General features: G+C 45.8%; 12 protein-coding genes. 9 read left to right on the top strand and 3 right to left on the bottom strand.

Going from position 1 to position 14,255, the window contains the following annotated elements:
* Positions 1 to 2: 2 nt before the first annotated feature.
* Genes DFR42_RS13605 through DFR42_RS13595 form a run of 3 tightly spaced genes read right to left on the bottom strand, consistent with a single transcriptional unit; the run spans position 3 to position 5,818 of the window.
* Positions 3 to 1,868, bottom strand: a complete 1,866-nt coding sequence (locus DFR42_RS13605; protein ID WP_110255500.1) for a hypothetical protein — start codon at positions 1,866 to 1,868, stop codon at positions 3 to 5.
* On the bottom strand, positions 1,855 to 4,470 hold the full coding sequence (locus DFR42_RS13600) for a sensor histidine kinase (protein WP_110255499.1): 2,616 nt from the start codon (positions 4,468 to 4,470) through the stop codon (positions 1,855 to 1,857). Before DFR42_RS13600 ends, DFR42_RS13605 begins: the two co-directional genes overlap by 14 nt.
* Complete coding sequence (locus DFR42_RS13595) at positions 4,457 to 5,818, bottom strand: site-specific DNA-methyltransferase (protein ID WP_110255498.1); 1,362 nt, start codon at positions 5,816 to 5,818, stop codon at positions 4,457 to 4,459. Before DFR42_RS13595 ends, DFR42_RS13600 begins: the two co-directional genes overlap by 14 nt.
* Before the next feature lie 687 nt (positions 5,819 to 6,505).
* Here DFR42_RS13595 and recA point away from each other — a divergent pair.
* The 9 genes from recA to DFR42_RS13555 form a co-directional block, all read left to right on the top strand.
* The gene (gene recA / locus DFR42_RS13590) at positions 6,506 to 7,546 is read left to right on the top strand and encodes a recombinase RecA (protein ID WP_110255497.1); all 1,041 of its coding nucleotides are present in this window, start codon (positions 6,506 to 6,508) and stop codon (positions 7,544 to 7,546) included.
* Between the two features lie 115 nt (positions 7,547 to 7,661).
* Positions 7,662 to 8,120: a recombination regulator RecX gene (recX, locus tag DFR42_RS13585; protein ID WP_110255496.1), complete on the top strand. Its 459-nt coding sequence runs from the start codon at positions 7,662 to 7,664 to the stop codon at positions 8,118 to 8,120.
* 141 nt (positions 8,121 to 8,261) lie between these two features.
* Positions 8,262 to 8,567, top strand: coding sequence for a hypothetical protein (locus tag DFR42_RS29235; protein WP_170133520.1), 306 nt, complete (start codon positions 8,262 to 8,264; stop codon positions 8,565 to 8,567).
* 149 nt (positions 8,568 to 8,716) lie between these two features.
* Positions 8,717 to 9,301 carry a DUF2889 domain-containing protein gene (locus DFR42_RS13580; RefSeq protein ID WP_110255495.1) on the top strand — a complete coding sequence of 195 codons (585 nt, stop codon included), beginning with the start codon at positions 8,717 to 8,719 and terminating at the stop codon, positions 9,299 to 9,301.
* Positions 9,302 to 9,332: 31 nt separating this feature from the next.
* Positions 9,333 to 10,517 (top strand): ADP-forming succinate--CoA ligase subunit beta, encoded by a 1,185-nt coding sequence (gene sucC, locus DFR42_RS13575; RefSeq protein WP_268978095.1) that lies wholly within the window; start codon positions 9,333 to 9,335, stop codon positions 10,515 to 10,517.
* Positions 10,518 to 10,535: 18 nt separating this feature from the next.
* Positions 10,536 to 11,417, top strand: a complete 882-nt coding sequence (gene sucD / locus DFR42_RS13570; RefSeq protein WP_110255493.1) for a succinate--CoA ligase subunit alpha — start codon at positions 10,536 to 10,538, stop codon at positions 11,415 to 11,417.
* 341 nt (positions 11,418 to 11,758) lie between these two features.
* On the top strand, positions 11,759 to 12,565 hold the full coding sequence (locus DFR42_RS13565; RefSeq protein ID WP_110255492.1) for a Stp1/IreP family PP2C-type Ser/Thr phosphatase: 807 nt from the start codon (positions 11,759 to 11,761) through the stop codon (positions 12,563 to 12,565).
* A 29-nt stretch (positions 12,566 to 12,594) separates the two neighbouring features.
* On the top strand, positions 12,595 to 13,203 hold the full coding sequence (locus DFR42_RS13560; protein ID WP_110255491.1) for an FHA domain-containing protein: 609 nt from the start codon (positions 12,595 to 12,597) through the stop codon (positions 13,201 to 13,203).
* Between the two features lie 690 nt (positions 13,204 to 13,893).
* A partial coding sequence (locus DFR42_RS13555; protein WP_146218849.1) for a pilin occupies positions 13,894 to 14,255 on the top strand: 362 nt, incomplete at its 3' end.

Below are 14,255 nucleotides of genomic sequence, written 5' to 3'. Positions count from 1 at the left end.
CTTTAAATGGTTTTTTCAGTTTCAATTTTCTGATCCGGGACACCTTCTTCAGATCCATTCACCTGCGATACCATAAGTGCTTTTGCTGCTGTATCTTCTGGCAATGTGACTTTTTCTTCTGAGTCAGTAGAAGCCTGCCCTGTTGCTGCGAAATCATGGTCAAAAGCGGCACGAGCATTGTAATTTAAAAATGAACTGAGAATAGCCTCCGCATATGGGGTTCTAATGCGTCGTTCTCTCGTGTACGGAAAAGATACATTGCTTTTATTTCCTTTGCCCGCTCGACCTTTTATTCTTTCGTTCAGAGAAAGGCAAACATAAGTCTCGTGAATTTCATTCTTTCCACTACCTTGCGGCGCTGCACCGAATCGATTCTTGGCGTCACTGAACAATTTTTTCCAACCTAGTAGATGGATCCCCGAAGGAAGTTGAGTTCCATGTGTAAAACTTATCTTCCCTTGGGTATTAAACACGGCAAGTCTGACGACCTCCAAAGAAACGCTGCCCCAATTTCGAAAATCGCAAACTAATGCGCCACCAGGAAAATCTAGGGAGTAGTAGAATGGCGCTTTATATTTTTCGTTCGTTCCGTCAACCTCAATGACCTCAACGAAAAATCCTTCTTTGCCTTTTGACGACCCGTCAGAGCGCACCATAAGATCACACGGCTGACAAAGCAGAATATATCTTGTTGGCTTACCACCTCCCTGAACATCCTTAATAAAGATGTCGCCACATGCAAGAGGCGTATGTGTCTTGTTAATGATATCTCCTCGAACCAACATCTCCTCTTGTCGCCACTTCTTAATCGGGCTATCTGCGGTTAAAACCGGCGCAACTTTGTCGCCAACTGAAATTTGAAGTTTACGTAGCTTATCCAACGTCGACAAAAGCTCTTGATTGTTTTCTATCAAGATGTCTTCTATTTTGCGCCGCTGTCCAAGGCCAAGTAATCTAAAAATTACATCAACTTCGGAGGCTCCCTCATTCAGAGAGTTCAGAAAAACAGACCTATCGATATCATAGATTGAGAGATTCGTTAACTCGTCAGCAGTGTTGTTCATGCCCACTTCCATTGCTCCGTGAGTCAAGTCAACCAAGCGAGTATGTAGCGATCGTAAAAGTGCGTGCTTTAGAGCTTCAGCAAAACTTGATTCAGGATCGTCATTTTCAGTAACTCTTGATTTTGCGAGAACATGAAATGAGCTACGGATGGGGGGAATGTTGCGAGTTGGGGTAACATTTAGGCGCTTGAATAGCTCAGAAAGAATCTCTTTACGTGCAGCATCTTCACCTTGAGGGTCTGTTGTATACGTAAACATTATGCAAAAATAATCTACACACGCTAACCCAGCGATTTCGTGAATAATCTCATCGCCAGCATTTTCACCAGCACTTTCTCGTGTAAATTGACGATCAACTAAAAACAAGCATTTGGAATATGCGGATTTTTCTTCTTTGGTGATTTCTTGCCATTTCTTAAGACAATGCTTAGTTACATTCGATCCCAAGGAATCTATCATTTTAACAAACGTATCTTGTGCAAGATCATGCTTAACACCTAAACCAAGTTCAGCCTTCAGAGAGTCGAGCTGTGTTTCAAACGTTTTTAATTTACCAGTATTTTTCCTAATATATTCGTCTACTACCCGAGACTTTACCTGCGGTGGCATCTTATCTAACGAACCACCAATGACGGTCTCCAATTTTCGGGGACCGTCCTTATGATCCAGAACTTCCTCAACCAATGAGTTTACGTGGCGCAAGTAAGCGTCATCTTCGACCTCTGAAAATCTGTCGTCGATCCAAACAATTTTCTCAATGCCAAGCTGCTCCAGTAGATTTTTTACCTTGTCATTTGTTGCCATCAGCTACCCCGCAAAGATCCACATAGAATTTAAAACGACGCCCGTAACTATTACGCTCACGACCAAGTGAGATACTGCAATTTTCGAATTTCAGGAGTTCTCGTACGATAAATAGACCAAGTCCTTGACCCTGTTCTCGTGGTTTATCTGTCACAAACAAATCAAATAACGTTTTTTCCATAGCAGGCCTTACGCCGCGCCCTGAGTCCCAAAAAGAGATTACCGTACCGGACAGCTCCACATGAACTTCTGGAGTAACTTTAAAATCACGTCCAAGGTTATCCATTAGCCAGTACTCGCTGTTTCTAGCTAGGTTGTCAAATACCTGTGTCAACCTACCTCTATTGATTGTTGCTGAAAAATTGGATTGTTTTTCAGGCGGAAAAACTTGTATCCCCAATTCTTTATAGCGAGCACTACGCAGTTCAAAAAATTCGCTAATAAATTCGACGATAGAAATTGATTCTTTCTTTTCTCGATACTGTCGTAACATTGGGTTCAAAGTACCTAGCTGCTTTCCAATTAGGCGAACCAGCGTTTTGGTGGCAGAAAGTTCACGGGCGAGCGCACGATTAGTTGGATGTGCATCTGGTTTGATATTCTCTATCCGAGTCAATCGACTTAAAATTTCCTCGATTAATCCATGTACGTCGTGAACGACGCCTTGCGCGACAAGTCCAGTAGCAACATGCTCGTAAACCTCTTCAATTTGCCCTTCTACCTGAGAGAATCTTTCTTTAATAACTTCGGCCGCCGAACTCGCATTTGTTTGTTGTTCTACAAGCTGAGGTGGCTCGCTAAGCCCAACTTCTATATGATTCTTAAGCTGGGTAAGGTGATCTTGAAGTTCCAGCGCTAATGCAGCTGTCTTTGGATTCGCTATTTCGCTGCTTATCTTTGCTAGTGCCTGCTTGGTTGCATCAAATGTCGCCATAGCAGCGTCGCGATGTTCTTCTCGCTTAATTTTTTGTGTTACGGTAGCACGTTCAAGGTCGACAATGTGGTTCAAGGCTTGTTCTGTTGAGGGCGTAACTATCACCCCATCCGCTTCAGCTTGTTTCGTCAAGAAGCGAGAATATGCTCTGCGCAAATTTTCCAGTGTTTGGTTCGCGAAATCGCGAAAATATAGCATTAGCGTGTAGAAAGTTTTCCATTCATTGTTGTCCACAAAATTTTCGCGATTTGAAGTTTCTTTTAGCTGAGAGTTATTCTCTGTAGTTATCGCGACAAACCCTAATACATTTTTTGGGCGCAACCCATAGTAACTGGATCCTGATGTAAAACTGTCGGCAAGTCTCAGCCAATCATTGCCAGTTCTCACCCTAAAACGGTCTCGAAAAATTGCGACTCCTGAAAGTTCTTGCACAAATTGTTTACTGACGGTGCTACCCGCTAAAATGTTTTGAAACACTTGATCATCATAGCTATATCCATACAGCTCACTATTAAATGGGCCGGGATATTCTGCTTTGGAGGCAAAGAGTGTCGATTGTTTATTTTCTCCAGTTTTTTGCGCGCGCCGGCCTCTCTTCGCCGTCCCTCCCCAAGGAATATCAACGTCATCCACGTTCATTTCAAAGTCAATGAACCAACCATCTTTTCCCCGTTTCAAGGAATCATATTGAGATACAAATCCTTCCTTTTCAAGAAATGCTAGTAACTTTTCTCCACTATCGGAAATAACATGCGTTTCAAATGCCTCGGTATCTTTTCCCTTAAAAAAATCGAGCCTTACTTGGGCATTCATTGTGATGGCGCCACTTATCCTCTCGGCATTTAGGGGATCAATCTTTTTTTCCTTCCAATCGCATTTGAAATGTGAGATCGCAACGCTTAATACTTGTGAGTTAAGATCAACGAGGTCGATAGGAGCACCATCAACTTCAATGGCAGGGAGAAAATTTTCAAATTGATTGAATGGCGAAACCATGCATGACATCTTCGCCTGCAATTTTTCGCGAGCTTCCTCGTGCTGCCAATGAGCGAAGTCATGGAGGCCAATAATTTCGACTTTGGTGCCAGTTCGTCCAATTGGATCCACTTTTCGCTCACCAACGGGAACCTTGTCCAAAGGAAGGCCAGATTTGCAATCACTCCACTTAAACCAAACTTGGGTCCCTGGCTCGTTCTCGGACGAATGTGTTGTAACCCGCAAAAGGTCCCCGAGACGCATAGAACTGACGCGACCTAGCCCCTTGTCACCCATGGGAAATCTTTTGTACTTTGGAGTAACAGTACCTTGTCTTTTAGCTTCTCGTTTGAGTGACAAACTGATGCTCAACCAACCTTGCCTTATTTGTTCTGCGGCCATGCCATGACCGTTGTCCTCAATACTGATGATCCCTTTAAGAGTCGGAAGTGACTTACCATTACCGTTCTCTGGATCTTCAGATTCTTCAAATACCGTATCAATGATAACGTTGCACCAGCTAGCATCGGCATCATAAGAATTTTTTAGAAGCTCTAGGAGTGCTTGCTCTGGATCAGTAATAAGCTCAGCACCAAGTTGCACTACGACATGCGCGTCGATTGTAAGATGCGCTGGTTCTAATTGAACCGTGGTCGGCGTTGATTCTTGTTCAGGAATTTTATTTTTGGACATGAGCAAGAGGTTTTTGCATAATGATGATGGTTTCTTTAGTCATCGTTTTTGAAACATTATTTCTTCTGGCCATTCGTTTTGAATGAATTGTTCGCTCAAATTGCGATGGCATGAATGCACCTCTAGCCGCGAATAATTCGAGCAAGATATTATCTAGTGGAACAGTCATGTTTGCTACCGTCCTGTTGCCCAGTGTCCAAACCATATGCCCACCTTCTTTTAAGCGCGACAGTAATGGTTCAATACAAGTATCCAAGTCGTAAAAGAATGATGCAACCTTCTTTTGTGCATCATCAGATTTTTTACCTAATTCATCATAAAGAGTGCAGAACGTTGGGGACATTTCGCGGATAGAGGCCGCCTTTTCGTGCGCTCCCTTCTTCGAGCCTCCTAAGCTCATCGAATCTATTGCACAGGTACTTTCGAGAAATTGATTTGTCGCATTTGCGTCGATATCTTCCAACGGTATCCAGTTCAAAGGAAGGTATGAGTATTGCCCATACGGGATCGTGGTTTGATTGTCTCCGTAAGGCGGAGAAGTGATTATCAGATCCGCCTTATTCTCTCTCAGAAATTTGGAAGGTAATTTTGTAGTATTGGATAGCTGGATATCAGTAGTGCCAACATACATACCTTTGTTTACAAGCCCATTTTCAGTTAACCGATCTTTGAAATCGCTTAGGTGACTAATGTTGTCTGCCAGCGTGTTTTCAAATACGCTTAGCGGATCTTTCCTCTCCTTCTGAAGGTCATCCGCATTTCTAATGTGTAATTTGAACGTTGATGTCCTTGAATTGCTAGTTAACCGAATAGTTTCGGCTAAGGCTACCCAAAAGAACCTCCGTGCCCATAATGATGGCTCACTACAGACTCCTCGGCGAATCCTAGACAGTTGAATGGATGCGTCATTAGAGAACCATTTTTCGCGTCCTGGAAAATTTACAGCAATCTGAGCTGATTTGTCAGCTCCGATTCTCTCAAATAAATACGTCGCTTTTTCTGCAATTGCCTGTACATGTAATGGACCACGCTTTGTTTTTGAAACGAGAACAGCAAGTGGATTAATATCATTTCCGGAAAAATCTAACCCTCGCAACATACATTCTCCAAGACTAGTTCCTGAACCTACGAATGGATCCCAGACATGTCTTGTTGTTGGAAATGCGGCGCAAATGTGATCAATAATCTCCCCCTGCATTTGCGGGACCATCATGGCGGGATATTGAAGGTAGGCGTGAGAGAATTCACGTTTCGAGCGACCTTGAAAAGACCAATATTCTTGGTCGCTTTGCTGAGGTGCACTTCCTCCCACGTCATTTTCCAGTTGCTCTGTATTTGTACGGTCCATGGAGCCAACACCTCTAGTAATTGTTCGTTTCAAATTTTGTTGACATCCTACCTATAATTTAAAAGAATTACCATGTGTGGGAACATTAATTTACGACTTACGTCTTTATCAATGAAGATGCCGACGTCTGCCAACATTAGCTTTGTTGACGAGTGGTACACATTGACAGCAAATCTCTATACGTAAATGCCACAACATTAAGGGGCTCGATGGGCATTGAACCCCTCAAAAAACGACAAATCTTAGTTCGCGATCTACAACAAAAGACGTGACTGGATATTCTTTATCGTAGTTACTAACTTTGGATTGATTGCTCCAAGTAAATATACTTAATTAATTGAATTTAATAAAGGTTCTCATTTTGAAATACATGAGTGAATTTTTATGATTTTTCATTGTTAATAATTATGCAATATTTGTGAGGCGCCTTCAGTTACGGTAGTTTTGGTCGTGCACGAATTCAAACTTAAATGAAAAAAATTCAAAGTTAAATGAAAATCGACACAAAGTTCAGAGTTAAGTGGATTTCGACAGGATTGTGAGCACTTGGCTGTAAAATCCCGTTCTCAGCAATCAATGCAAAAAGTCGCTTGCATAAATCACTGTTTTTTTATACAGTGCTGCAAATCGCAGGAAATTAAGCCTGTATTCCTTTTTCCACCCGCCGCTTATTGAATGAAAGAATGTATGGACGATAAGAAACCAGAAAATGCCTCAGAAAAAGCAAAGGCACTTGCAGCAGCGCTGGCACAGATAGAAAAGCAGTTTGGTAAAGGTTCGGTCATGCGTATGGCCGACGGTGAAGTGGTGGAAGAGGTGCAGGTTGTTTCTACTGGCTCTCTGGGGCTGGATATTGCGCTGGGCGTCGGTGGCTTGCCACGTGGCCGCGTGGTTGAGATTTATGGTCCTGAATCTTCTGGTAAAACCACATTGACGCTGCAGGCGATTGCTGAAATGCAAAAGCTGGGCGGTACTTGTGCATTTATCGATGCTGAACATGCTTTGGACGTTGGTTACGCTCAAAAACTGGGTGTGAATCTGTCTGATTTGCTGATTTCCCAGCCTGATACAGGTGAGCAAGCACTGGAAATTACCGATGCCCTGGTGCGTTCTGGCAGTGTTGACCTGGTGGTTATTGACTCAGTGGCGGCCTTGACGCCACGTGCCGAGATTGAAGGCGACATGGGTGATTCTTTGCCTGGTTTGCAAGCGCGTCTGATGTCTCAGGCTTTGCGTAAGCTGACAGGCAGTATCAAACGTACCAATACCCTGGTGATCTTTATTAACCAGATTCGTATGAAGATTGGCGTCATGTTCGGTAGCCCTGAAACCACGACAGGCGGTAATGCGTTGAAGTTTTATGCTTCCGTACGTCTGGATATCCGCCGCACTGGTTCTATCAAGTCGGGTGATGAAGTAGTGGGTAATGAAACCAAGGTCAAGGTAGTCAAGAACAAGGTGGCACCACCATTTAAAGAAGCGCACTTTGACATTATGTATGGCGAAGGTACTTCACGCGAAGGCGAGATCCTGGATCTGGCAGCCGATGCCAAGATCATAGAAAAAGCGGGTGCCTGGTATAGTTATAACGGCGAACGTATCGGTCAGGGTAAGGACAATGCACGTACTTATCTGAAAGAGCGTCCTGAGCTGTCATTTGAAATTGAAAACAAAGTGCGTGAACATCTGGGTGTGCCTTTGTTGTCAGCGATAGCGACGGCTGAGTAAGTTGAGGTACTGAGTTGAAGCGCTAAGTTTTAGCGTTAAGCTGCAGTACTGTCAGCACCGTAGTTTTGTATCATGCCGGTTGGTAGCTGCCAACCGGCATTTTTGCTTTAAAAGTATGAAAAAACCTACTATCAGCCTGAAAGCCCGCGCATTGCGTTATTTATCCATGCGTGAACATAGCCGCATGGAGCTGGAACGCAAGCTGGCACGCTATGCGGAAGAGGGGGATGACGTAGCTGCCGTGCTGGATTTTCTGGAAGCGGCCAAGTATTTGTCTGGTGAGCGGTTTTCTGAATCTTTGGTTAACCGGCGGCAGGCGAGGTTTGGCAATAACCGCATTTTGGCGGAGCTGCAAAGCCATGGTCTGGATGCGCAGGATATAGAAAACGTCAAGGAAGAGCTGAAAGAGTCTGAAGTGGAGAGGGCGGTTCAGGTCTTGCACAGGAAATTCCGGCACGCGCCGCAAGATCATCAGGAAAAAATGAAGCAGGCGGCGTTTTTGCAGCAGAGGGGGTTTTCCAGCAGGGCGACGCAGGCAGCGATGCGTGTGTCGCGGGATGAGGATGTGGAGTAACCGCATGCATTTAGCAATGTCGCCACGGCGCAGGTTCGGGCCTTGCGGTGTTTGTTCATCTTGGTTGTGGATCAATTATTTGCATGCACTCAAAAATCCTGGGTAAGATCCCGGCCGATTTGGCTCTAAGGGCTTAATACGATGGATTCCTGCCTGCGCAGGAATGACGAAGTGGAGGATATTCTTATTATTGAAGCCGGGATTTGGGCTGATAATCCGCAGTCTGGTGAATCCAGTACTTGCCTGCAAAGCAAAAACTTCGGCCCGAACTTTGAAACAGGCATCAGCTTGCGACATGAATATGCACGTCTTTCAAGTACGTACCAATATTGTAAGGAAAGACATTTACCTGATAATCGCCCGGTTTTCTTCTGCCAAACCACAAAAAACTTAATTTTCTGCTTAGATTTTTGCATAAGCATGCTCAGAAAACTGCTTAAATTGTAGTCATATGATGAGTTCGCGGCTGGTCTGTGCTAAACTCTGCTGGTTTTTTTGCAGGGCCGCAGGAGCGGCTGTTATCGTAGAAGCTGCGGTAACGACACGCAATTGTGGCTATTTATTCAGTAATTCCGGTTTAGCCGCCAGCAGGCATGATGCCCTTATCTTCGTCAATCAACAGACGCGCCCTGAAGCACACGCGTACTATCCAGATCGAAGCGTTCGCGCGCGATGATGGATTGTGGGATCTTGACGCCCGTATCACTGACTATAAGCCTCGCGATATCACCCTCGCATCCGGCGTGCGCCCGAATGGCAGCGCGCTGCATGATCTCAGCCTGCGCATTACTATAGACTTGCAATTAACCATCGTTGATGTGGAGGCGTCGTCAGATGCGGTCCCTTATCCGGGTTATTGCGAAGTCATTACTCCAGATTATAAAAAACTCATCGGTTTGAATTTGTTAAGACAGTTCCGCCAGGGCGTGAAAGAGCGCATGGCTGGTGTGCAGGGTTGCACCCATCTGACGGAAATGGCGCAAATTCTGCCGACTGCTGCCGTCCAGGCTTTTGCCGGGGATGTGATCGATACCCGTGATGGAGCGACAGATCGCGGCCAGCAGACGCAGCAACCTTTTCAACTTGATCGCTGTCACGCCCTTCGTATAGACGGGCCGGCGGTTGTTCAATATTACCCGCGTTGGGCAAAAGTATCGCCTGACGCGAAATCACCCAGCTAGTTTGTTTGTTTAATTATTTATACCTCAGTGTCTGAAGGGAAGTCGTATGAAAATTCATGAGTATCAGGGTAAAGAAATCCTCCGCAAATTCGGAGTGACAGTACCACGCGGTATTCCATGCCTGTCTGTTGACGAAGCTGTCAAAGCGGCTGAAACGCTGGGCGGACCAGTCTGGGTTGTTAAAGCACAGATACACGCCGGTGGCCGTGGCAAGGGTGGTGGCGTGAAAGTCGCTAAATCCCTGGAACAAGTGCGTGAATACGCTGACGCGATTCTGGGCATGCAACTGGTCACGCATCAGACCAGTGCTGAAGGTCAAAAGGTTCGTCGCCTGTTGATCGAAGAAGGCGCAGATATCAAAAAAGAACTGTATGTGAGTATGGTCACTGACCGTATCAGCCAGCGCGTGGTCTTGATGGCCTCCAGCGAAGGCGGTATGGATATTGAAGAAGTGGCAGAAAAACATCCAGAACTGATCCACAACCTGGCAATCGATCCGACTGCTGGCTTGCAAGATGCTGAAGCGGACGACATCTCCCGTAAAATCGGTGTGCCTGAAGGCTCTATCGCTGATGCGCGCGTACAGTTGCAAGGTTTGTACAAAGCCTTCATGGAAACTGACTGCTCCCTGGCTGAGATCAATCCTTTGATCCTGACTGGCTCCGGCAAAGTCATCGCACTGGATGCAAAATTCAACTTCGACGCGAATGCTCTGTTCCGTCAACCAGAAATCGTGGCTTACCGCGATCTGGATGAAGAAGATCCAGCTGAAATCGAAGCGTCCAAATTTGACCTGGCTTACATCTCACTCGACGGCAATATCGGCTGCCTGGTCAACGGTGCTGGTCTGGCGATGGCAACGATGGATACCATCAAACTGTTCGGCGGCGAACCAGCCAACTTCCTCGACGTAGGTGGTGGTGCGACAGCAGAAAAAGTAACTGAAGCCTTCAAGATCATGTTGAAAAACCCAGGCCTGAAAGCCATCCTGGTCAACATTTTCGGCGGCATCATGCGTTGTGACGTGATCGCTGAAGGCGTGATCACTGCATCCAAGGCAGTTTCCCTGCAAGTACCACTGGTTGTGCGTATGAAGGGTACTAACGAAGACATCGGCAAGAAGATGCTGGCTGACTCTGGCCTGCCTATCATCGCGGCTGACACGATGGAAGAAGCAGCACAGAAGGTTGTTGCAGCTGCTGCAGCTCAAGCTTAATAATCGCAAGGAACAGATATGTCCATCCTGATCAATAAAGACACTAAAGTCATCACCCAAGGTATCACTGGCAAAACTGGCCAGTTCCATACTCGCATGTGCCGCGATTACGCAAACGGTAAAAACTGTTTCGTCGCTGGCGTGAACCCGAAAAAAGCTGGCGAAGATTTCGAAGGCATCCCGATTTTTGCTAACGTATCCGAAGCTAAAGCAGCTACTGGCGCGACAGTTTCTGTCATTTACGTTCCACCAGCAGGCGCAGCAGCTGCCATCTGGGAAGCCGTAGAAGCTGACCTGGATCTGGCAATTTGCATCACTGAAGGTATCCCTGTCCGTGACATGATGATGTTGAAAGACCGCATGGCTAAAGCCGGCAGCAAAACAAAATTGCTCGGCCCTAACTGCCCGGGTCTGATCACGCCAGATGAAATCAAGATCGGCATCATGCCAGGTCATATCCACCGTAAAGGTCGTATCGGCGTGGTTTCCCGTTCCGGTACACTGACATATGAAGCAGTGGGTCAATTGACTGCACTGGGTCTGGGTCAGTCTTCTGCTGTTGGTATCGGTGGTGATCCTATCAATGGTCTGAAACACATCGACATCATGAAGATGTTCAATGATGATCCAGATACTGATGCTGTTATCATGATCGGTGAAATCGGCGGTCCGGATGAAGCGAATGCTTCTTACTGGGTACGCGACAACATGAAGAAGCCAGTTGTTGGCTTCATCGCCGGTGTGACTGCGCCTCCGGGCAAACGCATGGGCCATGCTGGCGCGCTGATCTCTGGTGGTGCTGATACTGCACAAGCCAAGCTCGACATCATGGAAGAATGCGGCATCAAGGCCACGAAAAACCCGTCAGAAATGGCGCGTTTGTTGAAAGCCATGCTGTAAGCCAGGTACTGTAAAGCTACTTAGCAAGAAAAAGAGTCGCAAAATTTGCGACTCTTTTTCATTTATGCCAGAGTTTATCGTGGATATCCGTGCAAATAGATTTCCTTAATGTTAAGCTTAAGTGTCATTAAGAATTCACAATTGAATTGCCTGTGAATGATGTGCAATTGAAAATAAAAACAAGAAGCTAATCAAAGGTAGCCTCAGGAAGAGCTGATAGCAAGTCAGGGACAAGCCAATAGCAAGTTAAAGCTAATTTGATAATAAGCCGATAAGCATGCGCAGCATCATCTGAAAACAATATAAATTTATACACTCAGTATCATTCTCAGCGTTTATTGATGTCATACCAGCGTGTTCTACAATTTGCCGCCCTTTCTGATACGGGCCTGGTCAGGTCGCACAACGAAGATGCCATCATCGTTTGTGCCGATTATGGCTGCGCGATCCTGGCTGATGGCATGGGGGGATATAACGCTGGTGAAGTCGCCAGCGCCATGACGGCACAAATCATTGCAGAATATTTATGTAGCAAGATGGATGCCATCTGGTTCCCGTCCATGGGGCCGCGTCCATTGGCAATGACACACTGGATTAATGAAGCCATAGAACTGGCCAACCGCAGTGTCTTGCATACAGCGCAAACCAATCCTGAATGCGCAGGCATGGGCACTACGGTCGTCGTGGCATGCTGTTTGCAAGACAAGTTGTTGCTCGCCCATGTCGGTGACTCGCGCGCTTACCGCTTTCGTGATGGCATTCTGACCCGCCTGACCCAGGATCATTCAGTACTGCAAGAGCAAATCAATGCCGGTCTGATTTCAGAAGAAGATGCGCGTTTCTCTTCTATCAAGAATCTCATCACCAGAGCCGTAGGCACACTGGACGAAGTGCATACTGAGTTGCATACTCACCATACTGACGAAGAAGATTTGTATCTTATGTGCTCAGATGGATTGACCGATATGCTGGAGCATGATGAAATCCAGAGCCTGATACGGATGTATGAAACCGATCTTGACCGCTGTGCCGAGGCCTTGATAGAAAGAGCCAAGGACAGGGGTGGGCTGGATAATATTTCCGTCGTGCTGTTCCGCCTGGTTGGCGAGAAAAACAAGTCCTGGTTGCAAAGAACATTTACCCGGTAGTTCGGGGATTATGAATTGATGAGAGATTTATGGCGAAAATTATCGTCACCTTTAATGGTCTGGTTCAGCAAGAAATCACTATCAGTAAATCACGCCTGACGATAGGGCGACGCCCCAGCAATGACATCGTCATCGATCACTTGACGGTGAGCGGTCAGCACGCCGCCATCGATACCTCGTCCAATGGCTCTTTCGTGCTTGACCTGGGCAGCACCAACGGCACCATGGTCAATGGCCAGCCCGTCAAAAAGCATTTGCTGCAAGATGATGACGTCATCGATATTGGTAAATACAAATTAAGATATCAGGTTGAGCAGTCTGGTAAGCAGACATTTGTGCCCCCTGCGGGCCAGGTCCAATCAGCGACTGCCGAGAAACTCAGGGCCAAGATCAAGGTTATGACTGGTGGTAATGCTGGAAAAGAACTCAACCTTGTTAAAGCGGTTACCACCATAGGCAGTCCTGGCACCCAGGTGATAGCTATTACCCAGCAGGGGAAAGACTTTGTCATTGCACAGGTTGAAGGCGATGCTGCAGCGACAGTGAACACGGTGTCCATCAAAGATAAGCCACATACCCTCAAACACGCTGACATGATAGAAATGTCAGGAACAAAAATGGCGGTGATTTTTTATTAAATCCAGCGCATGGAAATTTCGGTCTGTTTGCATTCAGTGAGAGTGTCGGGGTTTTCAAGGGCAGGTCGTTGTTATTGCAATTCATTGTCAGTGACGCCACCCTATCGAATTCGCTGGTGTTTGTATCAATAATCCAGGGATAAATGGCTGCCAGCCTTACTTCTATTTGATGGACGCGATCAATAGCCGTTTGCTGCCGCTCAGGTACGTTGACGGATGATGAGTGACAACCAGCAAATCCCACTCATCCCGGGGCTATCTTATCCGTGGTGAATATACATCGCACTTATTCTGATGGCCGCTTTTCTGAGCACGCTCTTCTATTTGGATGGCATACAGCAATTTGCCGGGCATTTAATCCGTAATCTTCATTTTTTGATCATAGTCCTGGCGCCAAATGTGAAAAAGTGAATTTTTTTTAAAATTTATATCAAGCATTAAAACAATTAATTACAAGACTGACAGACTTGTCGGTCTTGTTTGCGAACTGACATTGGGTTGACAATTTTTGGACGCGAAAAACATTTAAATTTTGACAAAAATCGTCATTTCCGGTGGTTAAACGTCTTGAACAGGACATGTGCACAGTAAAAAGTAGTTTTGCGAAACAATCCATGGATGGCACGCGCATTGCTTAGTGGATAGTGTATTTCCCGAACTTAACTTTAATGGAGTATTCCAATGAAAACCATGTCCAAACAGATGCAACGCGGCTTTACTTTGATTGAATTGATGATTGTTGTGGCAATTATCGGTATTTTGGCAGCGATCGCTATTCCTCAATATTCTGACTACACATCCCGTACACGTGCTGCTGGTAGCCGTACTGAATTGAATAGCCTGGTTACTTCTATGTCTTCTTGCTATCAAGATAACAATGGTACATGGACTCAAGCTGGTGGTACAGACTGCTTTACTACTGGTCAGAATGGTATCCCTGTTGTTGCAACTTCCAAGTTCTTGCCTAACATCCCAGTTCCAACAGCAGGTCAAGTTGTCATGACTTCCGCTGCAACAACTACTGCTGGTGCTGTGTTGACTGGTACATTGGT

It is taken from the genome of Undibacterium pigrum (assembly GCF_003201815.1).
GTDB lineage: Bacteria > Pseudomonadota > Gammaproteobacteria > Burkholderiales > Burkholderiaceae_D > Undibacterium > Undibacterium pigrum.
The sequence above is the reverse complement of the archived record's forward strand: the minus strand, read 5'-3'. Positions and strand labels throughout refer to the sequence as shown.